Origin of the sequence: Nocardiopsis listeri NBRC 13360, assembly GCF_001570765.1 — a bacterium.
GTDB lineage: Bacteria > Actinomycetota > Actinomycetes > Streptosporangiales > Streptosporangiaceae > Nocardiopsis > Nocardiopsis listeri.
The window spans coordinates 1-22,373 of sequence record NZ_BCSH01000083.1; the positions used below are offsets into that span (position 1 = coordinate 1).

Consider the following 22,373-nt stretch of genomic DNA (forward strand, 5'->3'; position numbering starts at 1 on the left):
GCCACACCAACCGCCCCCACCCACACCAACCCCCGCCCCCAGCAACCACCCCACCCCACCCCGTGGAATCACTCATTCACTCATTCACTCATTTGGTTCTTGGGGGTTCGTTCCGTTTCACCTGCCCCGGAGCACCGAACCGGATCGGTCGGCCCACCAGTCGCGAACGTATCGAACAGGTGACCCGAAGGCGCGGATTGTGTGCCGCCAAGGTACGTGACCACCGGGTTCCCCGCCGGTAACGTCGGTGGACGACCGGTTCGCCGGCACCTGGGGCGGGTCCTACTCACCGGAGGTGACTTCCGCATGCTGCGAGCCGCGCGGGCCCGACGCATCGCCGCCGCCACCGCCTTCGGAGGAGGTGGACTCACGCTGGTGGGCGGGGGCACGCTGGCGCTGCTCTACCTCCAGGCCAGGCTGGCCAAGAACGCCATCGGCGTGACCGAGTGGAAGCGGCCCCGCACCGACGGCGCCTATGGCGACGGGGACGGCCCGCCACTGCGGCTGTTGATGATCGGCGACTCCACCGCCGCCGGTTTCGCCGTGGAGGAGGCGCGTGAGACACCCGGCGCGATGCTGGCCGCGGGGATCGCCGCGGCCTCCGATCGTCCGGTGCGGCTGCGTTGCACGGCCAAGCCGGGTGCCACCTCGGCCGACCTCGACCGCCAACTCGAACGGTCCGGGGCTCGCTCGGCCGACCGGCACTTCGACGTGGCGGTGGTCTTCATCGGCGCCAACGACGTGATCCGCCGGGTGCGACCCAACGACGCGGTGGCTGCGCTGCGCGACGTCACCCGGGAGCTGGTGGGGCTGGGCACACCGGTGGTGGTGGCGACCTGTCCGGACCTGGGCACGGTGCGCCCCATCGGCTGGCCGCTACGGTCGGTGGCCCGGCGGGCCTCCCGCCAACTGGCGGCCGCCCAGACGATCGCGGTCACCGAGGTCGGCGGTCGCACCGTCTCACTGAGCGACATCCTCGGCGAGGATTTTCGGACGGACCCTGGTTCCATGTTCGGACCGGACCGTTTTCATCCGTCGGCTCGCGGGTACGCTCAGGCCGCGTTCGCCGTTCTTCCGTCCGCGTGCGCCGCCCTGGGACTACTGCCCGAACTCGACGAGGACGAACGCACCCGTGGCGTCCTGCCGGTCGAACGCGCGGCCGTGGTCGCCTCCGAGACCCCGGGAACCGAGGTCACACGGGCCGATGGCCCCGAGCCGAGCGGTTCCCTCTCCGGGTGGTCGGCCCTCATCCGCGGTCCGTTCCGCCTCCGGGACACCACCCGAGAAGACGGGAGAGGGCCCGATCCGAAGGACACACGAACGAGGACCCCGGATGGCGCACGGGAACGCCCGACGGGTTAACTGGTCAGTAACAACGTGCCCACGACAAGGACGAGGAACATGCCCGAAGCAGTCATCGTCGCCACCGCGCGCTCCCCGATCGGCCGGGCCTTCAAGGGCTCCCTGAAGGACATGCGTCCGGACGACCTCACCACCCAGATCATCGGCGCGGCCCTCGCCAAGGTCCCCGAGCTCGACCCCGAGAGCATCGACGACCTCATGCTCGGCTGTGGTCTGCCCGGTGGTGACCAGGGCTTCAACATGGCCCGCATCGTGGCCGTGCAGCTGGGCCTGGACACCGTTCCGGGTACCACCATCACCCGTTACTGTTCTTCCTCGTTGCAGACCACCCGGATGGCCTACCACGCCATCAAGGCCGGTGAGGGCGACGTCTTCATCTCCGCAGGCGTGGAAACCGTCAGTCGTTTCGTCAACGGCAGCAGCGACAACCCGCAGAACGAGAACCCGCTCTTCGCGGACGCCAAGGCCCGCACGGAGAAGCGCAAGGAGGGTGGCCAGGGCACCTGGACCGACCCGCGCGAGTCGGGCCTGCTGCCCGACGCCTACATCGAGATGGGCCAGACCGCGGAGAACGTCGCCGAGCTCACCGGCGTCTCCCGGCAGCGCCAGGACGAGTTCGCCGTCCGCTCGCAGAACCTCGCCGAGAAGTCCCTCGACAACGGTTTCTGGGAGCGGGAGATCACCCCGGTGACCCTGCCCGACGGTACGGTCGTCAGCACCGACGACGGCATCCGCCGCGGCACCACCTACGAGAAGGTCTCGCAGCTCAAGCCGGTCTTTCGCCCCGATGGCAGCGTCACCGCCGGCAACGCCTGCCCGCTCAACGACGGCGCCTCCGCACTCGTCATCATGAGCGACACCAAGGCCAAGCAGCTGGGTCTGACCCCGCTGGCCCGGATCGTCTCCACCGGTGTGACCGGACTGAGCCCCGAGATCATGGGCCTGGGCCCGGTCGAAGCCTCCAAGCAGGCCCTGGCCCGCGCCAACATGGCGATCGGCGACATCGACCTGGTCGAGATCAACGAGGCCTTCGCCGCCCAGGTGCTGCCCTCGGCCGATCGGCTGGGCATCGACATCGACTCCCGGCTCAACGTCAACGGCGGCGCCATCGCCATGGGCCACCCGTTCGGCAGTACCGGCGCGCGTATCACCGGCACGCTGATCAACGGTTTGCAGTTCCACGACAAGACGTTCGGTCTGGAGACCATGTGCGTCGGCGGCGGCCAGGGCATGGCGGCCGTCTTCGAGCGCCTCAGCTGATCCGTGAAGCGGTCTCGGGCCCCGGACCGGATCGGTCCGGGGCCCTTTCCGGGTTCGGCCTCATAGCACCTCTGAGCGAACGTTCGCGCTCCGACAAGGTAAAAGCCGGCGACCAGGTCTTGTCCGAACCGTGAACCTGATGCATGGTCGCAGGTGAGTGCCACACGCCCAACGCACTGCGGAGGTGCCTATGTCGGTTGCCCACTCGCCGGAGATCCACGCAAAGCTCATCGAACGCATCCCGGTCGTGACAGGCCGAGGACTCCACGAGTGGTTCGACTCGCTCGACAAGGGACCGGGCCTGCTGCGCCCCTTGGACCGGTCACACTGGCTCGCCGACGAGTACGACCTCACCCACGGCTACGCCCAGGCCATCGTCACCGAGTACGACCGACGCCGAAGGAACCGGACCATCCCGGCACCGCGCCGCGAGGGTTCCTGACACGGGGAACGGCGAACGCGAAAGGGCCGCCCCGAAGTGTTCTCGGGGCGGCCCGTCCGTGCGGGACGATCGAGCGCTAATCGGCGAACATCGTCTTGATGATCCAGAGCAGGCGCAGGATCTCGATGTACAGCCAGACCAGGGAGACGGTCAGACCGAAGGCGAACTGCCAGGCGAACTTGTTCGGGATGCCGGCGGCGACGCCCTCCTCGATGCCACGGAACTCGATGGCCAGGGTCAGGGCGGCCAGCACGACGAACACGATGCCGACGCCCAGGCCCAACCAGGTGGGACCGCGCAGGCCCATGCCACCGGCGATGAAGAAGCTGAGCACGAAGTTGACCAGCATCAGCGCCGCGGCGCCCATGACGGCGTAGGAGACGGCCTTGACGAAGCCGTCGGTCACCTTGATGATCCGGAACTTGTACAGCGCCAGCATCACGGCGAAGACCGCCACCGTGCCGATCACGGCCTGGGAGACCAGGGAGGGTCCCTCGGACGGGTCGTTGAGGGTGGCCGAGAGGGTCATGCCGAGGAAGGCGGACAGGCCACCGACCAGCAGCCCTTCCAGCGCCGCGTAGCTCAGGATCGCGACCGGGTTGGTGATCTGCTTGAACGCGATCACCAGGCCCAGTACGAGGCCGCCGAGCATGCCCACGAACATGAGCGCCATGCCCAGGCCCTGGTTGCCCATGAAGAGGAAGTAGTTGATGACGCCGAACAGCGCGACCGTGCCCAGGGTCATACCCGTGCGCACGACCACGTCGTCGATGGTCATCGGCTGGTCGGCCACCGGCTGCTGCGGGTAGCCCGCCTGGGGGTAGCCCTGCTGGGGGTAGCCCTGCTGCGGGTACGGCTGTCCGTACCCCGGCTGCCCATAGCCCTGCTGTCCGTAGCCCTGGCCGGGCCCGGACTGCTGTTGTAGCGCCCGCTTGAGGACGGGGTTGGAACTGCGCATCCGCATGTCTAGTAAAGGCCTTTCACGCGTGGATTGCTGCCCACAAAGTAACGTACGGGCCTCTTCCCGGGTTCCGAGGGAAGGTCACCGTTGGGAAACGGCGACGGCCCGCACCGTCGGGGAACGGAGCGGGCCGCCGAGACCGGCGCGGGCTTCGCGGTCGCTCAGTCGCGCGTGAGCAACGAACGTGCGAAGAAGAGCATGTTGGCGGGACGCTCCGCCAGACGACGCATGTAGTAGCCGTACCACTCGTCGCCGTAGGGCACGTACACGCGCATGCGCTTGCCCTCCGCGGCCAGGCGCACCTGCTCGGCGTCTCGGATGCCGTACAGCATCTGGTACTCGTGGTCGTCCGCACCGCGACCGTTGGTGGTGGCCAGCTCACCGGCGATGGCGATCATCCGTGGGTCGTGCGAGGCCACCATCGGGTAGCCCTCGCCCTCCATCAGGACGCGCAGGGCCCGCACGTACGCCTTGTCGACCTCCTGCTTGTCACGGAAGGCCACGGACTCGGGCTCGTCGTAGGCGCCCTTGCACAGACGCACCCGGGAACCGGAGCCGCTCAGGTCTCGGCAGTCGGCCACGGTACGACGCAGGTAGGCCTGGAGCACCGCGCCCACGAACGGGAAGTCCTCGCGCAACTCGCGCAGGATACCCAACGTGGAGTCGACGGTGGTGTGGTCCTCCATGTCGAGGGTGACCGTGGTGCCGATCGCCTTCGCGGCCTCGGCGATCCTGCGCGCGTTCTCCAACGCGATCTTCTCGCCGTCCGCGTTCAGGAACTGACCGACGGCCGACAGCTTGACCGAGACCTCGGCGCGATCGCCCAGCCCGGCCTCACCGAGGGCGGCGAGCAGGTCCTGGTAGGCGTTGACCGTGGCGGTGGCCTGGGACAGGTCGGTGGTGTCCTCACCGAGGAAGTCCAGGGTGATGTAGCGGTCCTCGGCCAACTTGTGGACGGCCGGTAGGGCCTCTTCCTGGTCTGCCCCCGCGACGAAGCGGGTGACCATGGCCCTGGTCATGGGCGTGCGCTCGACGATCTTGCGGCAGGTCGCGGACCTGGCGGCGAGCAACAGGGGTTTGCGAAGCATGGTGACCTCGAAGAAGACGTGCGCGAACCGGTCGTGGTCGGCGCGGACGAAGCACAGCCGGCTGAACCGGCCGCACCGATGGATTCCTCGGGGGGCGTGGTCGGGGCGCGTACCTCCTCAAGACGGAGGAGGTACGCGCCCGGGGCACTACCCCTGGTGGGGGTAGGAGGAGACCGTCGGCGCGACGAACGTCTCCTTGATGGCGCGCGGGCTGGCCCAACGGGACAGGTTCTGCGCCGAACCGGCCTTGTCGTTGGTGCCGGAGGCGCGGCCGCCGCCGAAGGGCTGCTGACCGACGATGGAGCCGGTCGGACGGTCGTTGATGTAGAAGTTGCCGGCGGTGAAGCGCAGGGCCTCGGTCGCCTTGGCGACGGCCGCCCGGTCGGTGGCCAGGATGGCTCCGGTCAGGGCGTAGGCCGAACCCTCGTCGACGATCTCGAGGATCGCGTCGAAGTCATCGTCCTCGTAGACGTGGACGGCGACGACCGGACCGAAGTACTCGGTGCGGAAGACGTCGTTGCTCGGGTCGGTGCCCTCGATGATGGTCGGACGGACGAAGTAGCCGACCGAGTCGTCGGCGGTGCCACCGGCGATGATGTTCAGGGTCGGGTCGGACTTGGCGTCCTCCAAGACCTTGGCCAGTTTGTCGAAGGAGCGACGGTCGATGACGGCGCCCATGAAGTTCGACAGGTCGGTGACGTCGCCCATGGTCAGGGCCTCGGTCTCGGCGACCAGGTCGTCGCGCATCTTCTCCCACACCGAACGCGCGACGAAGGCACGCGAGGCGGCGGAGCACTTCTGGCCCTGGTACTCGAACGCGCCGCGGACGATGGCGGTGCGCAGCACCTCCGGGTCGGCGGAGGAGTGGGCGACGATGAAGTCCTTGCCACCGGTCTCGCCCACGATGCGCGGGTAGGAGCGGTAGTTGGAGATGTTCTCGCCGACGCTCTTCCACAGGTGCTGGAAGGTCTTGGTGGACCCGGTGAAGTGCACACCGGCCAGTTCGGGGTCGTTGAGGGCGACGTCGGAGACGGCCAGACCGTCACCGGTGACCATGTTGATGACGCCCGGGGGCATGCCGGCCTCCTCCAGGAGGCGCATGGTCAGCTCGGCGGCGAACTGCTGGGTCGGGGACGGCTTCCACACGACCACGTTGCCCATCAGGGCCGGGGCGGTGGGCAGGTTGCCGGCGATGGCGGTGAAGTTGAAGGGGGTGATCGCGTAGACGAACCCCTCCAGCGGACGCTGCTCCATCCGGTTCCACACGCCCTTGACGCTCAACGGCTGCTGCTCGATGAGCCCACGGGCGTAGGAGACGTTGAAGCGCCAGAAGTCGATGAGCTCACAGGCCGCGTCGATCTCCGCCTGCTGGGCGGTCTTCGACTGGCCGAGCATGGTGGCGGCGTTGATCGTGGCACGCCAGGGGCCGGCGAGCAGCTCGGCGGCGCGCAGGATGATGGCGGCGCGGTCGTCGAAGGACATCGCGCGCCAGGCGGGGGCCGCGGCCTTCGCGGCGGCGATGGCGTCGCGTGCGTCGTCCTGGGTGGCGTTGCGCATCGTGCCCAGGACGGAGGCGTGCTTGTGCGGCTGAACGGCGTCGATGGGCTCGCCACCGCCCATGCGGCTCTCGCCGTTGATGCGCATCGGAAGGTCGATGCTCTCGCGGCCGAGCTCCGCGAGCGCGGCTTCGAGCTCGGCGCGCTCGGGGCTACCCGGAGCGTAGGAGAGAACGGGTTCGTTGACCGGCGTCGGGACGTTGGTCACGGCGTCCATGGGGCACCTCCCTGGAAAGAATGTCCCTGAACGAGCAGGGTTGGGCTGATTCAACGGTCTCAGAGCGTGGACATCCATGCCTTGTGGGCCGGGCCACTCTTTGCCAAGCTCATTTGTCCGATGGGACAAAAAAGAACACTTGCGCATTCGACTCCACCGACGCCGGGCATCCGCGCCTCCAGTAGGGTCATACCCCGAACACCCCTGGAGAGGAAAAACATCATGCCTGTTCAGAAGGGTCAAGAGGGGGCATCCGAGGAGGGTGTCGCTCTACGCGCCCTCTTGCTCGCCCTCGGCGACCCGGTGGTCGACGTAGTCGCGGCCCCCCATGGACTCGATGTCCAGGTGGACAAGGTCGTCATTCTCGACCCCGAGGACCGCGTGGAGGCGCGGAAGGGCGACCTCGTGCTGTTGATCGGGGTACGCGGTTCCCGGGCCCGGAGCATGGTGCGCACACTCGCCGAACGGGGAGCCACGGCGGTCGCGGTCAAGACCGGTGTCCACGCGCAGCCGCAGGAGGTGTTGCCGCCTCCGGCCGAGCAACGGTCGGGGCGCGTCCAGCGCTCGGCGGAGGAGGCACTGGCCCTGCGAACCGAGGCCCAGGCGGCCGGGGTCGCGTTGTTGACGGTGCGACCCGAAGTGCGGTGGGACCAGTTGCAGTCGGTGTGCCAGCACATCGTGGACGACGCCAGGGTGACCGCCACCGAGGACCTGTCGGAGGCGGGCGGCGATCTGTTCTCCATGGCGCAGACCATCGCGCACCTCACCGGCGGGTTGGTGAGCATCGAGGACGCCGCGAGCCGGGTGTTGGCCTACTCCAGCGGCGCCGAGGTGGACGAGTTGCGACGACTGTCGGTGCTCGGCCGGCAGGGACCGGAGTCGTACCTGGCGCTGCTGCGCGAATGGGGCGTGTTCGCCAAGTTGCGCTCGGGCGAGGAGGTCGTGCGCATCGACGAGCATCCCGAACTGGGCATCCGCCGCCGGCTGGCGGTGGGCATCCACGCGGGGCGTCGACCGTTGGGCTCGATCTGGGTGCAGGAGGGGTCCGAACCCCTGACCGCGCACGCGGACGAGGCGCTGCTGGGCGCGGCCCGCACCACCGCGCTGCACATGATCCGCCAGCGCACCCAGGCCAGCGCCGGCCTACGGCTGCGCGAGGACCTGTTGTCGAGCCTGTTGGAGGGGCGCATCGACGCGAGCGCGCTGGCCGACACAGTCGAGGTGCACACCGACCGGGCGGCGCTGGTGATCGCGTTCTCACCGCGTCGAGGTGCGGAGTCCGAGGACGTCGAGGGCGGGACCGGAGAACGCGCCGACCGCCCCGAACGGGAGTTGCGTCGGCGGCGGCTCATCGACCTGGTGTCGGTGCACACCGCCGCCTACCGGCGCGGTTCCCTGACCACCGAACTGGACGGTCGGGTGTACGTCCTGCTCCCCGATCTAGCCCGTGGCCGGGAGGGGTGGCGCGGGGTGGAGCAGTCGGTGGTGGCGTTGGGCCGCAGGACGGTGGCGGCGGCGCGCGCGGCGCTCGGCGTTCGGGTTCAGGCGGCGGTGGGTTCACTGGTGGAACGATTGGGCGACGTGCCCGATTCGCGCGCCGAGGCCGACCGGGTCCTGGACGCCATGGAACGGGACCTGGACCGGGACGACGACTGGGAGGTGGCGACCATTTCCGACGTGCGCTCGCAGGTGCTGATCAGCGAGACCCTGGCGCACCTTCGGGCGGATTCGTCGCTGCGGGATCCTCGGGTGAGTCGGTTGGTGGAGCACGACCGTGCCGGGGGCGCCGACCTGGTGCACTCGTTGCTGGCCTACCTGGAGGCGTTCGGGGACGCCCGCTCCGCCGCCGAGCGGCTGCACGTCCATCCGAACACACTGCGCTATCGGGTGCGGCGCGCGGCCACGGTGAGCGGGATCGACCTCGCCGACCCGGGAGAGCGACTGTTCACCTGGCTCCAGCTGCTCATGGAGCGGCACGATCCGGACAGATGAGCGAGCTCAGAAGTACCCTCGGTCGGACTCGAACCGACACTTGTGACCCTTTTAGGGGGCCTGCCTCTGCCATTGGGCTACGAGGGCGACTCCATCATACCGGCCGGGCCGATTGCCCACTTTGGTTCTGCTTGGCCGGAAGGGGACAGAAAACGGCCGGGTTCCAGTGGAACCCGGCCGTTTTCTGTGTTCTCGGGGCGCGCGTCAACTCACCCGACGCAGTCGACCGTCCTCGACCTGCGGGCGGCTGGCCGCCTCGAAGGCCTGACGGGGCTCGGCCATCTCGGGAAGCGCGGCGAAGTCGCGCTTGAGGAAGAGGGAGAGCGTCCAGTCGGAGAGCACCCGCAGCTTGCGGTTGAAGGTCGGCACCGCGAGCAGGTGGTAGGTGCGGTGCGCGTACCAGGCGAGGCGGCCGTTCAGCTTGATCTTGCCGAACAGCTGGGCGGCGCCCTTGTGCACGCCCAGACCGGCGACGGCGCCGAGGTTGTCGTGCTTGTAGGCCTTCAGGTCGGTGCCGCGCAGGGTCGCGATGACGTTGCCGGCGAGCACCGGGGCCTGACGGACCGCGTTCTGGGCGTTGGGCGGGTAGTAGCCGCCCTTGCCGTCGGGCACCTGGGCGTTGTCGCCACCGGCGAAGACGTTGTCGGTGCCGTTCACGGTCAGGTACTCGGTGGTGTCGACGTGACCCTTGGGGCCCAGGGGCAGGTCACTGGCGGACACGACCGGGCTGGGCTTGACCCCAGCGGTCCACACCAGGGTGCCGGCGTCGAACTCGGTGCCGTCGCTGAGCTTGATGCGCTGGTCGGTGGCCGACTCCAGGAACGTGCTGAGACGCACGTCGATGTCGCGGCGACGGAGCTGGTTGAGGGCCTTCGCACCGACCTCGGGGCCGACCTCGGGCAGGATCTTGTCCGCTGCCTCGATGAGGTAGAAGTTCACCTCGTCCTGTTCGATCGAGGGGTGCACGCGAACGGCGTCGCGGACCATGTCCTCCAGCTCGGCGATGGCCTCGGCACCGGCGAACCCGCCACCGACGAAGACGAAGTTGAGCGCCTTGGCGCGCACGTCCTTGTCGTCGGTGGAGTCGGCGATGGCGAGCTGGTCGAGGACGTGGTTGCGCAGGTAGGCGGCCTCTTCGACGGTCTTGATGCCGATGCCCCACTCCGCGAGCCCGGGGATGGGCAGCGTGCGGGAGACGGCACCGGCGGCCATGACCAGGTGGTCGTAGGCCATCGTCTGGGGTTCACCGACGTTGGGCTCGTAGCGGACCGTGTTCTCGGCGCTGTCGATGCGCACGACGCGGCCACTGAGGACGCGGACGCGGTCGAAGACCTTGCGCAGCGGCACCACGACGTTGCGCGGGGAGATGCTGCCGGCGGCCGTCTCGGGCAGGAAGGGCTGGTAGGTCATGTAGGAGTTGGGGTCGATGACGGTGATGCGCGCCTCGCCGGCCCCCAACTTCTTCTCCAGCCGCCTCGCGGTGTACATCCCGAGGTAACCGCCCCCGACGATGAGGATGTGCGGGATCTCCGCCTCGTCCCCGCCGCCGTGTACCAGCCGGTAGTTCCTGCTCTCGGTCATCGCATTTCCGCCCTAACGGTTATTCCTGTGGCGCCCTTGCCTCAAGGGCCGCAAAGCCTGTCACGATCTTCGGCTCCCCGACCAAGTGCGATCGGGCCGACCTCCGAGTCGTGGTTCCCTACCTTCGACTCTTGCGGAGGCCGCTTGTGCATTCTTTCACAAGCAGCCATCCGCAGGAAGGTTCACACCCGCCTACCTTCGGACCACTCCGCGACATATGCGAGAGATGTCTTCGCAGGTCATAGGGCCTGTGAATGCATTCACAAGAGGACTACGGGTGACACGTCTCACCCAAGGTCCCGGGCCGTACCTCCCGGAAGTCCCTTCGGATCCGCCCGAAGTTCCCTTTCCAGGAGGTCACGCCTCGATGTACCGGCCCTGACGACCGGTCCTCCCTCGTGGGGGCCGGGTCAGGCCCCCTCCTCCGCCGCGATGAGGCTCCAGGCCACACCGTCCAGGATGTCGTGCTCGCTCGCGGTGAAGTGATCAGCGCCCGTACGCGCCAGCACCCGGGACAGCACCAGGGCGCCCGCCCCGATGACGTCGACGCGACCGGGGTGCATGACCCCGATCTCCGCACGCTCGGAGTGCGTGGAGCGCAGCAGCTCACCGGTGATGCGCTCCAGGTCCCTCGTGGAGACCCGGGTGTGGTGGATGCGCTCGGAGTCGTACTCGGGAAGGCCCAGGGAGATCCCGGCCACCGTCGTCGCGGTCCCGGCCACGCACACCACCGAGCCGGCCTCACCCAGCGGGACGACCTTCTCCACCTCGTCCAAGGCGACCTCAATGTCGGCCGTGGCCGCCTGGACCTGTTCGTCGGTCGGCGGGTCCGAACGCAGGTGGCGCTCGCTCATGCGCACGCAACCGATGTTCACCGACAGGGAGTCCCGGACCAGTTCGTCCTCGTCGCCCAGGCCGCCCAGCACGAACTCGGTGGAGCCGCCGCCGATGTCGACGACCAGGAAGGGCGGGGCGAAGTCCCCGGCACTCTCGCCGTCGGCCGCCTCGGCGTCCAGCTCGGCCGTGGCCCCGACGAAGGACAGTTCGGCCTCCTCCAGGCCGGTGACCACCTCGGGTTCCACCCCGATGATCTCGCGGACCCCGTCCACGAACACCTGACGGTTGCTCGCGTCCCGGGTGGCGCTGGTGGCGACCATGCGCACCGTGTCCGGCCCCAACTCGATACCGTGCGCCTCGATCGCCTCGGCGTACCCGCGCAGCGCGTCGAAGGTGCGCTCCAGCGCCTCCTCGGAGAACGCGCCGGTCTCGTCCACACCCTCACCCAGGCGCACGATCTCCATGCGCCGGTCGGCGTCGACCACCTGGACCTCGTCACCGTCGAGGGAGACGACGTCGGCGATCAACAGCCTGATCGAATTGGTTCCGCAGTCGATCGCGGCGACACCGCTCATGAAGCGTCCGTCCCTTCAGCGCCCTCGGGGGCGTTCTCGTCCACGCACACACATGGGCCCCGGTCCCACCAGTCGGGGAGTTCGTCCAGCGCCTCGGCGCCGATGGGGTTGACCCCCGGGGAAGCGAGTTCGTGCCCGACCAGGGCGTGCAGGCACTTGACCCGTGTGGGCATCCCACCGGTGCTCTGCATGCCCTCTGGCAGCGGCTCCACACCGTCCAGGCGAGCCTGTTCGGAACGCTCGGCGATGTAGGACTCGTGGGCCTTGGTGTAGGCCTCCTGTAGGTCGGGCTCCTCGCCCAAACGCTCCTGCATCCGGCGCATCGCGCCGTCGCCCTCCAGCCGACCGATCGCCGAGGCGGCGCGCGGGCAGGTCAGGTAGTACAACGTCGGGAAGGGAGTGCCGTCTTCCAGGCGGGGGGCGGTCTTCACCACGTCGGGCAGGCCGCACGGGCAGCGGTGCGCGACGGCGCGGACCCCGCGAGGCGGACGACCCAACTGGAGTTCGATCGCGGCGAGGTCTCGCTCGGAGGCGGGATCACCATCGGTATGCCCCGGAACGGGCTGATCTGCGGAAGTCATGACCCAACCAGCATAGGCGCAGCCAAGGCCGGTCAGAGCCCGTCGTCGGGCCGGTCCGCCTCCTCCACCGAACGCCACAGCTCGGTGAACCAGGGGTCACGGGGCTCGGAGGGGTCGACCCGTTCCTCGCCCTCGGAATCGGGACGGATCACGATGTAGGAGGTCTCGTCCGGGTACTGGTAGTGCAGACGGGCTCGGGCCTCGCGCTCCACGTAGGCGTCGTCGTTCAACGCCTCCTCGCGCTCGCGCAGTTCCTCGAGGTTGGCCTCCATACGGGCCCGATCGTCCTGCAACTGGGCGATCTGGGCGCGCTGCATGACGTACTCGCGAAGCGGATAGGCCAGGCTCAGCGCGATCACGATCACCACGAGGGCCAGGATCGCGGCCCGGCTGGTGAGCATGGGCCGCACCCGTCGGGTGCGGCCCGCGCTCGTGGCCTTGGTGGCCTTGGCCTTCGTCGTGGCCTGGGCCTTCGTGCCCGCTCTGGTGGCAGCACCCTTCCGTGGCTTGTCGGTTTTGGCCGACTTCCGGGCCTTTGTGGGCGGCTGCTGCGTTTCGCGGGACACTGGGGCAGACTAGCCGCGCTCGGTGAACCTCGGGAAGGCCGACACGCCCGCGTACACGGCGGCGTCGTCGAGTTCCTCCTCGATGCGCAGCAGCTGGTTGTACTTGGCGACCCGCTCGCTGCGCGCCGGCGCACCGGTCTTGATCTGGCCGGCGTTGGTGGCCACCGCGATGTCGGCGATGGTGGTGTCCTCGGTCTCGCCGGAACGGTGGCTGATCATCGCCGTGTAACCGCTGCGCTGGGCGAGGGACACCGCGTCCAGGGTCTCGGTCAGGGTGCCGATCTGGTTGACCTTCACCAGCAGCGAGTTGGCGGTGTCGGCGTCGATGCCGCGCTGGAGCCGCTCGGGGTTGGTGACGAACAGGTCGTCGCCCACCAGCTGGACCTTGGCGCCGAGCCGCTCGGTGAGCTTCTTCCAGCCGTCCCAGTCCTCCTCGTCGAGGGGGTCCTCGATGGAGACCAACGGGTAGGCGTCGACGAGCTCCGCGTAGTAGGCGGCCATCTCCTCGGAGGTGCGGGACTTGCCCTCGAAGGTGTACACACCGTCGGAGAACAGTTCGCTGGCGGCCACGTCCAACGCCAGGGCGACGTCGGAACCGGCCTTGTAGCCGGCCTTCTCGATCGCCTCGACGATGAGGTCCAAGGCGGCACGGTTGCTGTCCAGGTTCGGAGCGAAGCCGCCCTCGTCACCGACACCGGTGCCCAGGCCGTGGGCCTTGAGGACCGACTTCAGGGAGTGGTAGACCTCGGTGCCCCATCGCACGGCCTCGGAGAAGGTCGACGCGCCGATCGGAGCGACCATGAACTCCTGGATGTCGACGTTGCTGTCGGCGTGCGCGCCACCGTTGAGGATGTTCATCATCGGCACGGGCAGCACGTGCGCGTTGGGACCGCCGATGTAGCGGTACAGCGGCAGGTCGGCTTCCTCGGCGGCGGCCCTGGCCACGGCCAGGGAGGTGCCCAGGATGGCGTTGGCGCCGATCCGGGACTTGTCCGGGGTTCCGTCCAGGTCGATGAGCGCACGGTCGATGGTGCGCTGTTCGTCCGGGGTGTGGCCGCGCAGTTCCTCGGCGACCTCGTCGTTGACCGCGGTGACCGCCTTGGTCACACCCTTACCGCCGTAGCGGTCGCCGCCGTCGCGCAGTTCGACCGCCTCGAACCGTCCGGTGGAGGCACCGCTGGGGACACCAGCGCGAGCAGTGATCCCGTCGTCGAGCAGGACCTCGACCTCGACTGTCGGGTTTCCCCGGGAGTCAAGGATCTCCCGCGCCTGTACTGACTCGATGGACGCCACGATCTCTCCGTCTCTTCGGTGTCTGGGCCAACTCTTTCCGGCCCGAACACGAGACTAGCGACCCTGACCCCCATCGGTGGAGTCCCCCCGGCCCGATTGGTCTAGTCCATATACGAGAGTCCTGCGTTCAGGGCGACGAGCGCGACCTCCACGGCCGCCTCCCCGCGGTGTTCGGCGACGCCGGGTACCGTCCCTCTCCGTTGACCGGCCGGGGCAACGGCCTCACCGTGGTTCGAACGGACCCGCCCGGAACCGGCCCCGCTCCTTGAGCCGGGAGCTCAGCGGCCTATAGTTCGAACCGTGGCGGACCCTCAGAGCGCATCCCTGGACGGCACACTACGTCCGGTCCGCCGACGGCGGGCCGAACTCGGACTGCTCCTGACCGCCCTCACCGTCACCGCCGCCGGCCTGGCCTGCGCCTCCCTCGCCATCACCGGCGGAATCGACCCCAGCGTGTCCACCTACGTGTCGGTCGTCGGCGTCGGAGCCCTGGGCGTGCACGTCCTGTTGCGGTTCATCGCTCCCTACGCCGACCCCGTCCTGCTCCCTGTGGCCACGACGCTGAGCGGGATCGGCCTGACCATGATCTGGGCGCTACAGATGTCGCGCACCGGCGGCGAAGAGCACACCGAGGCCGATCGGCAGCTGCTGTGGACCCTGGTCGGTCTGGGGCTGTGCGCGGCCACCGTGGTGCTGGCCCGCAGGCCCCGAAGGCTGGCCCTGTACACCTACCTGATCGCGTTGGGCGCGCTCGTCCTGCTCCTGTTGCCGCTGTCTCCGTTGGGACACGAGGTGCTGGGCGCGCGCCGATGGATCATGATCGGCCCGTTCACCATGCAGCCCTCGGAGTTCGCCAAGGTGCTGCTGGTGGTCTTCCTCGCCTCCTACCTGGGTAGACAGCGCGATGTCCTGGCCACGGTGACCCGTACCTTCCGCATCGGCGGGGTGAAGGTGTTCAGCGCCCCGCGCGCCCGTGACCTGGCGCCCATGGGTCTGGGCTGGGGGATGGCGATCCTGCTGCTGGTGGGCACCAAGGACCTGGGCACCTCGCTGCTGCTGTTCGGGACGTTCCTGGCGGTGCTCTACGCCGCCACGGCCCGTAAGTCCTGGGTGCTCATCGGACTGGTGGCCTTCGCGGGCGGCGCGTACGTGGCGTACCTGCTGTTCGGTCACGTGCAGAACCGGGTACGGATCTGGCTGAACGCCTTCGACGACGAGGTCTACAACTCTCCCGGCGGCAGCTTCCAGGTGGTGGAGGGCCTGATCGCCCTGGCCTACGGCGGGTTGCTCGGCACCGGTTTCCACGACGGGTACGCCCAGGAGATCTTCGCCGCCGACAGCGACCTGATCCTGGTGTCGGTGGGCGAGAAGCTCGGGCTCACCGGCCTCATCGCCGTCCTGTTCCTACTGTTCCTGTTCGCCCAGCGGGCGTTCCGCATCGCCCTGGGCAGCCGCGACGTGTTCCTGAAGCTGACCGCGCTGGGCTGCGGGTTCCTGACCGCGTTCGACGTGTTCATCGTGCTGGGCGGCGCCACCCGCATCATCCCGCTGACCGGCATGACCACACCGTTCCTGTCGGCGGGCGGGTCGGCTCTGATGGCCAACTGGGTCATCGTGGGCCTGTTGTCGACCATCGGCGACACCGCCCGCCGGCCGCAGGAGACGTTCAGCGCGGGGCTGGCCCCGAGCGACCCCTCCACCGAGGTGATCGACGTGCGTTCCCTACCGAAGGGGATCAGGCGGTCGGGGAAGTGAAGCACGGGGACGTCGCACACCGGGCGAAGAGGTTCGGGGTCCTTGAGGTCACTCGTCGGTCTTCGACCAGTAACCGCGCCACTCCTGGACGCTCAACCCACGCGGCTCACGACCGTCGGCGCGCGCAGCCTCCTCCGCGGCCCGGACCCGGCCGTCGAACCGGCGAGCGGCCAGGCGCAGGTCCGTCTCCGGGTCGCGCCCCTGGTCCCGCTCGACCGCCACCGCCGCGAACAACTCGCCACCCTCGGCCCCGTCATCGCCCACCAGGTCGGCGGGAAAGCCGTTGCGCACCGCGCGCTTTTGCAGCTCGTAGGCGAGCAGCACCGCCGGCTGGGCGAACGGCACCCCGTCCAGCACCGAGACCTCGCCCGAGCCTCCCTCGGCCTTGGCCTTCTCCGCGCGCTCGGCCGCCTTGATGGCCTCCCAGTTGGACCACACCTCGTCGGTGCCCGACACCTCCACACCACCGAACACGTGCGGGTGGCGGCGGGTCATCTTGTCGATGATGGCGTCGGCGACGTCGTCCACGGTGAACCTCGCCGGATCCCCCTCGGGCCGCTCGGCGCCGATCGCCGCGTGGAAGACCACCTGCAACAGCACGTCACCGAGCTCCTCGCGCAGCAGCGCGTGGTCGCCCTCCTCGATGGTCTCCAAGGTCTCGTAGGACTCCTGGATGAGGTACTTGGCCAGGGACTCGTGCGTCTGGGAGCCGTCCCACGGACACTCCCGGCGCAGCGTCTCCATCACCTCGACCAGGCGCAGCACCCGGTGTCCGGGGGCTCGGACGTCGTCTGTCATCTATTCCTCACTCATGTGCCGGTCCAGGGCCGGGATCCAACCGCCCTCGCGCAGGGCGTCCATCACCGCGGCCACGGACTCGGCCGGGTCGGCGTCCACGGTGTCGACCACCAGGTCGGCGTCGGTCGGCACCTCATAGGGGTCGGAGATCCCGGTGAACTCGGGGATCGTCCCGGCGCGCGCCTGGGCGTACAGGCCCTTGCGGTCGCGCTCCTCGCACACCTCCAACGGGGTGGCCACGTGCACCAGGAAGAAGTCACCGAACTCCTCCACCATGGCACGCACCTCCGCCCGACCGGTCTCGTAGGGAGCGATCGGCGCGCACACCGCGACCCCGCCATGGCGGGTGATCTCCGAGGCCACGTAACCGATCCGACGGATGTTGAGCTCCCGGTCCTCCCGGGAGAACGTCAACCCCTTGGACAGCATCCGGCGCACCACGTCGCCGTCGAGCAGGGTCACCGAACGCCCCGCCCGCCGGATTCCATCGGACACCCCTCGGGCGATGGTGGACTTGCCCGACCCCGACAGACCGGTGAACAACAGGGTGAGACCGCGCTTGGTACGCGCCGGGCGCAACCGGGCCAGCTCCGCGCCGACCCGGGCCGGGGTGAGCCACGCCGGCAGCTCACGCCCATGCGCCAGCTCCGACTCCACCTCGTCGTCGGAGGGCTCCTTTAGCGCTCGCGCCGGGTCCACGTGCGTGAACGGCTTCCACAGCCCCTCCTCGGAGTCGTATCGCCACGGCTCGGGGTCCAGGACCGTCAGCGGTGGACGCAACGCCATCACCCGCTCGATCTCCGGTCCCCGTCCACCCGACTCGGCCAGCATGTGGGTGGCGCCATAGGCGGCGGCGACGTGCGCGGCCAGAGCCGTGTCCCGTTCGCTCCAGGCACCGCCGACCACTCCGGCGGCGCGCGCCCGTGAGCGGGGCAAGGTCACGACCACGAACGAGCTGCGCGGCGGCAACAGGGGTTCGGCGGCCAGCACCGCGGTGGCGAGTCCCTCCTCCTCCAAGGGGGCGTCGACCACCACGATCACCCCGGCCCGTTCACCACCGCGCGCCAACGCGTCGGCCTCGGCCCGGATCTGGTGCAGCGCCCGATGGTGCAACGGACGGTCGGTGACCACCGCGAGCAACGCTCGGGCCTCGGACCCTTCCAGCTCGCTCTGCGCACGCACCTCCGCCGGGGTGGCGCGCAGCTCGCGCAACACCCCGTAGGTCGCCGGGCGCAGCATCGTCACGTCACCGGCCAGGCGGTGGACTCCCCCCTCCTCCCAGTGCTCGCGCACCTCCAGCCCGGCCAACGGCGCGCCTTCGAGGTCGGTGAGCGTGAGCGACTTCTCACCGGCCAACTCCTCGGGAACCTCCAAGGTGACCGGAACCGGCCAAGGCCGTCCATCGGGCAGCCGCCCACTCCGTGAGACCGACTCCACCTCGTCCCGGGTCATGAAACCCGGGAACGGGTACGCCCCGCTGAGAATGAGCTCCAAGTGGGCGAGCCCATCCGGACCTGGGGCGAAGACCGGGGCTTGCCGACTCCCGTGCCTGTGGCCACTCACCACGCGCGTCCTCCCTCTGCCATGGTCGCGATCCCACCCAGCGTAGTCCCGCGCCCTCCACCGACACGGCGCCGAGGTGCTCTGACCGGGAAGAGTCCGAGCTCATCGGGTGTTGCGAACAGGGAAGGCCGAAGACGGCCGGACCCGCGCACTCGTCCCGCGCGCCATCGGCGAACTGGATAAGCTGAGCGGAGAACGGGTGGCGCGAATCCACCCGACCCACGGCCGCCCGACTCACGTGCGGCCCGATCGTGCCTGGACGGATCCACTTCAGGGGACCCATGGCCGTGACCGTCTCCGCCACCGCACGTACCTCTCCACTTTCTGGTGCTATGAGCCTCATTGGACTTCTCGCCGACGTCTCCCGGGACCCGGCACTGCACAGCGCGATCGAGACCGCCCGCGGCGGCCGCGATCCCCATCTCGACCTCGTCGCCCCGGCGGCCCTGCGCCCCTTCATGGTGGGCGCACTGGCCGCCGACGCGCCGGTGGGCGCCGCACGACCGGTGCTCGCCATCACCGCGACCGAACGTGAGGCCGCCGACCTGACCGACGCCCTGGGCTCACTGCTGCCCACGGACTCGGTCGCGCTCTTCCCCGCGTGGGAGACGCTTCCGCACGAGCGGCTCTCCCCTCGTTCGGACACCGTCGGCCGACGCCTGGCGGTCCTGCGACGATTGGCCCACCCCGACCCCTCGGACCCGCTCACCGCACCCCTTCGGGTGGTCGTTGCGCCGGTCCGGAGCGTCCTGCAACCACTGGTCGCGGGGCTGGGCGACCTCGAACCGGTCCGTATCCGGACCGGTGACGAGGTGCCCCTGGAAGAGGTCGTCACCTCCCTGACCAACACCGGCTACGCCCGCGTGGACCTGGTCGAGAAGCGCGGCGACATGGCCGTGCGCGGCGGCATCCTCGACGTCTTCCCACCCACCGAGGAACATCCGCTCCGGCTGGAGTTCTGGGGCGACACCGTCGAGGACATCCGTTACTTCCAGGTCGCCGACCAGCGATCCATCACCCCCGGCGAGGAGGGCGCGGGCCCCGGAGACGGCGCCTTCTCCGGGCTGTTCGCGCCGCCCTGCCGGGAGTTGCTGCTCACCGAAACCGTCCGCGAACGCGCACGCGCCCTGGCCGAGGAACACCCCTCCCTGGCGGAGATCCTCACCAAGATCGCCGACGGAGTGGCCGTGGAGGGCATGGAGGCGTTCGCGCCCGTGCTCGCCCAGAGCATGGAACCGTTCTTCACCTACATGCCGAAGAACGCCATGGTGGTGGGCTGCGACCCCGAGCGCATCCGTACCCGCGCCCTGGAACTGGAGGCCACCAGCGCCGAGTTCCTGGACGCGTCCTGGATCAACGCCGCATCCGGCGGCGAGGCCCCCATCGACCTGGGCGAGTCGGCGTACATGTCGATCTCCGAACTGCGCACCATCGCCGACGACCGGGAACTCCCCTGGTGGGGACTGACCCCGTTCGCCGCCGGTGAGGACCGCACCGCCGAGGAGGACGACGCGGTGATGGTGGGCGCGGTGCCCGCCGACAGCTACCGCGGCGACACCGAGCGCGCCCTGGCCGACATCAAGGGCTGGCTGCACGACAACTGGAGCGTCGTGCTGGTCACCCAGGGGCAGGGGCCGGCCGAACGACTCGTCGCGATGCTGCGCGACGCCGGGTTGGGCGCGGCCCTGACCGGCGACCTGGTCGAGGCCCCCAAGGAGGCCATCGCCACCGTCACCACCGGCCTGGTCGACCACGGTTTCCTACTGCGGTCGGTGCACACGGTGGTGCTCACCGAGACCGACCTGGTGGGCCAGAAGTCCTCCACCCGGGACATGCGACGCATGCCCAGTCGACGCAAGGGCACCGTCGACCCACTCCAGCTCAAGCCCGGCGACCACGTCGTGCACGAACAGCACGGCGTGGGCCGCTACCTGGAGATGGTCAGCCGCCAGATCCAGGGCGCCACCCGCGAATACCTGCTCATCGAGTACGCGCCCTCCAAGCGCGGACAACCCGGTGACCGCCTCTTCGTGCCCACCGAACAGCTCGGCGAGGTCACCCGGTACGTGGGCGGCGAGGCACCCACCCTGTCCAAGATGGGCGGAGCCGAGTGGAGCAAGGCCAAGAGCCGGGCCCGCAAGGTCGTCCGGGAGATCGCCGGCGACCTCATCCGCCTGTACTCGGCCCGTCAGGCCTCGCCCGGGCACGCGTTCGGTCAGGACACCCCTTGGCAGCGTGAGCTGGAGGACGCCTTCCCCTACGTGGAGACGCCCGACCAGCTGGCCGCCATCGACGAGGTCAAGAAGGACATGGGCAAGTCGGTCCCGATGGACCGGCTGATCTGCGGTGACGTGGGCTACGGCAAGACCGAGGTCGCGGTGCGCGCCGCGTTCAAGGCGGTCCAGGACGGCAAGCAGGTCGCCGTGCTGGTGCCCACCACCCTGCTGGTCCAGCAGCACATGTCCACGTTCACCGAGCGCTACGCGTCCTTCCCCGTCACGGTCAAACCGATGTCGCGCTTCCAGACCGACGGCGAGGTGGAGCTGACCCGCGAGGGGCTGCGCAGCGGCGAGATCGACGTGGTCATCGGCACCCACCGCCTGCTGTCGCAGGAGACCCGGTTCAAGGACCTCGGGCTGGTCATCATCGACGAGGAGCAGCGCTTCGGCGTCGAGCACAAGGAGTCCCTCAAACGGCTGCGCACCCAGGTGGACGTACTGGCCATGTCGGCCACACCCATCCCCCGCACCCTGGAGATGGGTCTGACCGGCATCCGCGAGATGACCACCATCCTCACCCCGCCCGAGGAACGCCACCCGGTGCTCACCTTCGTGGGCCCCTACGAGGACAAGCAGATCACCGCGGCGATCCGACGCGAACTGATGCGCGAGGGCCAGGTGTTCTTCGTGCACAACCGGGTGGCGTCCATCGACAAGGTGGCCGCGTCCATCCAACGTCTGGTGCCCGAGGCACGAGTGGCCTACGCGCACGGTCAGATGAACGAGCAGCAGCTCGAACGGGTCATGGTGGACTTCTGGGAGAAGAACTTCGACGTGCTGGTCTCCACGACCATCGTCGAGTCCGGCCTGGACGTGCCCAACGCCAACACCCTCATCATCGACCGCGCCGACACCTACGGGCTCTCCCAGCTGCACCAGCTGCGCGGCCGGGTGGGTCGTGGCCGCGAACGCGCCTACGCGTACTTCCTGTACCCGCCGGAGAAGCCGCTCAGCGAGACCGCCTACGAGCGGTTGGCGACGGTGGCCCAGCACACCGAGACGGGTGCCGGCATGTACGTGGCGATGAAGGACCTGGAGATCCGGGGCGCCGGCAACATCCTGGGCGCCGAACAGTCCGGGACCATCGCGGGCGTGGGCTTCGACCTGTACATGCGCATGGTCGGTGAGGCCGTCGCCGAGCTCAAGGGCGACCCCACCGCCGCGGAAGAGGTCGAGACCAAGGTCGAGCTGCCCATCAACGCGCACATCCCGCACGACTACGTGCCGGGAGAGCGGCTGCGGTTGCAGTCCTACAAACGCATCGCGAGCGTTTCCGACGAGGCCGACATCCTCGCCGCCCACGAGGAGCTCACCGACCGCTACGGCCCACCGCCCCAGCCGGTGGACAACCTCATGGCGGTGGCCCGGTTCCGGGTGCTGGCCAAGTCCGCGGGGTTGGCCGACGTGGTCATGCAGGGCAACCAGATCCGGTTCTCACCGGTGGAACTGCGCGAGTCCCAGGAGCTGAGGCTGCGCCGTATGTACCCCAGGTCGATCCGCAAGGAGGCCACCAGGACCCTCCTGGTCCCGGTCCCCAAGGCCGGTGGGATCGGTGGCAAGCCACTGCGCGACCTGGAACTGCTCAAGTGGTGCACCGACCTGGTGAACGCCATCTTCGAACCGGACAAGCGCCGGGCCCGGACCAAGGGCGAGTAGCCGCCGAGGGA

At 69.1% G+C, this 22,373-nt stretch carries 16 protein-coding genes and 1 tRNA gene; 6 read left to right on the forward strand and 11 right to left on the reverse strand.

The window, feature by feature from the left end; translation table 11 throughout:
- The first annotated feature begins 306 nt into the window (after nt 1–306).
- The 3 genes from NLI01S_RS21915 to NLI01S_RS21925 all read left to right on the forward strand — a co-directional run bounded on the left by NLI01S_RS21915 (nt 307) and on the right by NLI01S_RS21925 (nt 3,064).
- Nucleotides 307–1,362: an SGNH/GDSL hydrolase family protein gene (locus NLI01S_RS21915; RefSeq protein ID WP_067607814.1), complete on the forward strand. Its 1,056-nt coding sequence runs from the start codon at nt 307–309 to the stop codon at nt 1,360–1,362.
- Between the two features lie 39 nt (nt 1,363–1,401).
- Nucleotides 1,402–2,622 carry an acetyl-CoA C-acetyltransferase gene (locus NLI01S_RS21920; RefSeq protein ID WP_067607739.1) on the forward strand — a complete coding sequence of 407 codons (1,221 nt, stop codon included), beginning with the start codon at nt 1,402–1,404 and terminating at the stop codon, nt 2,620–2,622.
- Between the two features lie 190 nt (nt 2,623–2,812).
- Nucleotides 2,813–3,064 (forward strand): DUF4287 domain-containing protein, encoded by a 252-nt coding sequence (locus NLI01S_RS21925; protein ID WP_067607743.1) that lies wholly within the window; start codon nt 2,813–2,815, stop codon nt 3,062–3,064.
- A gap of 76 nt (nt 3,065–3,140) precedes the next feature.
- Here the strand turns inward: NLI01S_RS21925 and NLI01S_RS21930 are convergent, their stop codons facing one another.
- The 3 genes from NLI01S_RS21930 to pruA form a co-directional block, all read right to left on the reverse strand.
- Nucleotides 3,141–4,028, reverse strand: coding sequence for a Bax inhibitor-1/YccA family protein (locus tag NLI01S_RS21930; RefSeq protein ID WP_067607746.1), 888 nt, complete (start codon nt 4,026–4,028; stop codon nt 3,141–3,143).
- A 158-nt stretch (nt 4,029–4,186) separates the two neighbouring features.
- Complete coding sequence (locus NLI01S_RS21935; RefSeq protein WP_067607750.1) at nt 4,187–5,113, reverse strand: proline dehydrogenase family protein; 927 nt, start codon at nt 5,111–5,113, stop codon at nt 4,187–4,189.
- A gap of 147 nt (nt 5,114–5,260) precedes the next feature.
- Nucleotides 5,261–6,886 (reverse strand): L-glutamate gamma-semialdehyde dehydrogenase, encoded by a 1,626-nt coding sequence (pruA, locus tag NLI01S_RS21940; RefSeq protein WP_067607753.1) that lies wholly within the window; start codon nt 6,884–6,886, stop codon nt 5,261–5,263.
- A gap of 222 nt (nt 6,887–7,108) precedes the next feature.
- Between pruA and NLI01S_RS21945 the strand changes: the two genes are divergently transcribed.
- Nucleotides 7,109–8,878: a helix-turn-helix domain-containing protein gene (locus NLI01S_RS21945; RefSeq protein WP_067607756.1), complete on the forward strand. Its 1,770-nt coding sequence runs from the start codon at nt 7,109–7,111 to the stop codon at nt 8,876–8,878.
- Between the two features lie 13 nt (nt 8,879–8,891).
- Here the strand turns inward: NLI01S_RS21945 and NLI01S_RS21950 are convergent.
- From NLI01S_RS21950 to eno, 6 genes are all read right to left on the reverse strand, one after another.
- Nucleotides 8,892–8,965: transfer RNA gene (locus NLI01S_RS21950), tRNA-Leu, on the reverse strand.
- 117 nt (nt 8,966–9,082) lie between these two features.
- Entirely contained in the window at nt 9,083–10,459 is a 1,377-nt protein-coding gene (locus NLI01S_RS21955) for an NAD(P)/FAD-dependent oxidoreductase (RefSeq protein WP_067607759.1), read from the reverse strand.
- A 410-nt stretch (nt 10,460–10,869) separates the two neighbouring features.
- Nucleotides 10,870–11,871, reverse strand: a complete 1,002-nt coding sequence (locus NLI01S_RS21960) for a Ppx/GppA phosphatase family protein (RefSeq protein WP_067607762.1) — start codon at nt 11,869–11,871, stop codon at nt 10,870–10,872.
- A complete protein-coding gene (locus NLI01S_RS21965) occupies nt 11,868–12,452 on the reverse strand; it encodes a DUF501 domain-containing protein (RefSeq protein WP_067607766.1) in 585 nt (194 codons plus the stop codon). Before NLI01S_RS21965 ends, NLI01S_RS21960 begins: the two co-directional genes overlap by 4 nt.
- 32 nt (nt 12,453–12,484) lie before the next feature.
- Nucleotides 12,485–12,853, reverse strand: a complete 369-nt coding sequence (locus tag NLI01S_RS21970) for an FtsB family cell division protein (protein WP_067607768.1) — start codon at nt 12,851–12,853, stop codon at nt 12,485–12,487.
- 174 nt (nt 12,854–13,027) lie between these two features.
- On the reverse strand, nt 13,028–14,311 hold the full coding sequence (gene eno, locus NLI01S_RS21980; RefSeq protein ID WP_067607771.1) for a phosphopyruvate hydratase: 1,284 nt from the start codon (nt 14,309–14,311) through the stop codon (nt 13,028–13,030).
- Nucleotides 14,312–14,611: 300 nt separating this feature from the next.
- Between eno and NLI01S_RS21985 the strand changes: the two genes are divergently transcribed.
- Nucleotides 14,612–16,066, forward strand: coding sequence for an FtsW/RodA/SpoVE family cell cycle protein (locus tag NLI01S_RS21985; RefSeq protein ID WP_067607774.1), 1,455 nt, complete (start codon nt 14,612–14,614; stop codon nt 16,064–16,066).
- A 48-nt stretch (nt 16,067–16,114) separates the two neighbouring features.
- Here NLI01S_RS21985 and NLI01S_RS21990 read toward each other — a convergent pair whose 3' ends face one another.
- Both NLI01S_RS21990 and cysC read right to left on the reverse strand, forming a co-directional pair.
- On the reverse strand, nt 16,115–16,864 hold the full coding sequence (locus NLI01S_RS21990) for a MazG family protein (RefSeq protein WP_067607778.1): 750 nt from the start codon (nt 16,862–16,864) through the stop codon (nt 16,115–16,117).
- Complete coding sequence (cysC, locus tag NLI01S_RS21995) at nt 16,865–18,430, reverse strand: adenylyl-sulfate kinase (protein ID WP_067607781.1); 1,566 nt, start codon at nt 18,428–18,430, stop codon at nt 16,865–16,867.
- A gap of 329 nt (nt 18,431–18,759) precedes the next feature.
- Here cysC and mfd point away from each other — a divergent pair, with 329 nt between their 5' ends.
- Nucleotides 18,760–22,362, forward strand: coding sequence for a transcription-repair coupling factor (mfd, locus tag NLI01S_RS22000; protein ID WP_067607784.1), 3,603 nt, complete (start codon nt 18,760–18,762; stop codon nt 22,360–22,362).
- Nucleotides 22,363–22,373 lie beyond the last annotated feature (11 nt).

Coding starts and splice junctions, on each gene's coding strand:
- NLI01S_RS21915 (WP_067607814.1), top strand. CDS start 307: ATGCTGCGAGCCGCGCGGGCCCGACGCATCGCCGCCGCCACCGCCTTC.
- mfd (WP_067607784.1), top strand. CDS start 18,760: ATGAGCCTCATTGGACTTCTCGCCGACGTCTCCCGGGACCCGGCACTG.
- NLI01S_RS21935 (WP_067607750.1), bottom strand. CDS start 5,113: ATGCTTCGCAAACCCCTGTTGCTCGCCGCCAGGTCCGCGACCTGCCGC.
- NLI01S_RS21960 (WP_067607762.1), bottom strand. CDS start 11,871: ATGAGCGGTGTCGCCGCGATCGACTGCGGAACCAATTCGATCAGGCTG.
- NLI01S_RS21925 (WP_067607743.1), top strand. CDS start 2,813: ATGTCGGTTGCCCACTCGCCGGAGATCCACGCAAAGCTCATCGAACGC.
- NLI01S_RS21955 (WP_067607759.1), bottom strand. CDS start 10,459: ATGACCGAGAGCAGGAACTACCGGCTGGTACACGGCGGCGGGGACGAG.
- NLI01S_RS21945 (WP_067607756.1), top strand. CDS start 7,109: ATGCCTGTTCAGAAGGGTCAAGAGGGGGCATCCGAGGAGGGTGTCGCT.
- NLI01S_RS21920 (WP_067607739.1), top strand. CDS start 1,402: ATGCCCGAAGCAGTCATCGTCGCCACCGCGCGCTCCCCGATCGGCCGG.
- NLI01S_RS21930 (WP_067607746.1), bottom strand. CDS start 4,028: ATGCGGATGCGCAGTTCCAACCCCGTCCTCAAGCGGGCGCTACAACAG.
- NLI01S_RS21965 (WP_067607766.1), bottom strand. CDS start 12,452: ATGACTTCCGCAGATCAGCCCGTTCCGGGGCATACCGATGGTGATCCC.
- NLI01S_RS21990 (WP_067607778.1), bottom strand. CDS start 16,864: ATGACAGACGACGTCCGAGCCCCCGGACACCGGGTGCTGCGCCTGGTC.
- NLI01S_RS21970 (WP_067607768.1), bottom strand. CDS start 12,853: ATGCTCACCAGCCGGGCCGCGATCCTGGCCCTCGTGGTGATCGTGATC.
- pruA (WP_067607753.1), bottom strand. CDS start 6,886: ATGGACGCCGTGACCAACGTCCCGACGCCGGTCAACGAACCCGTTCTC.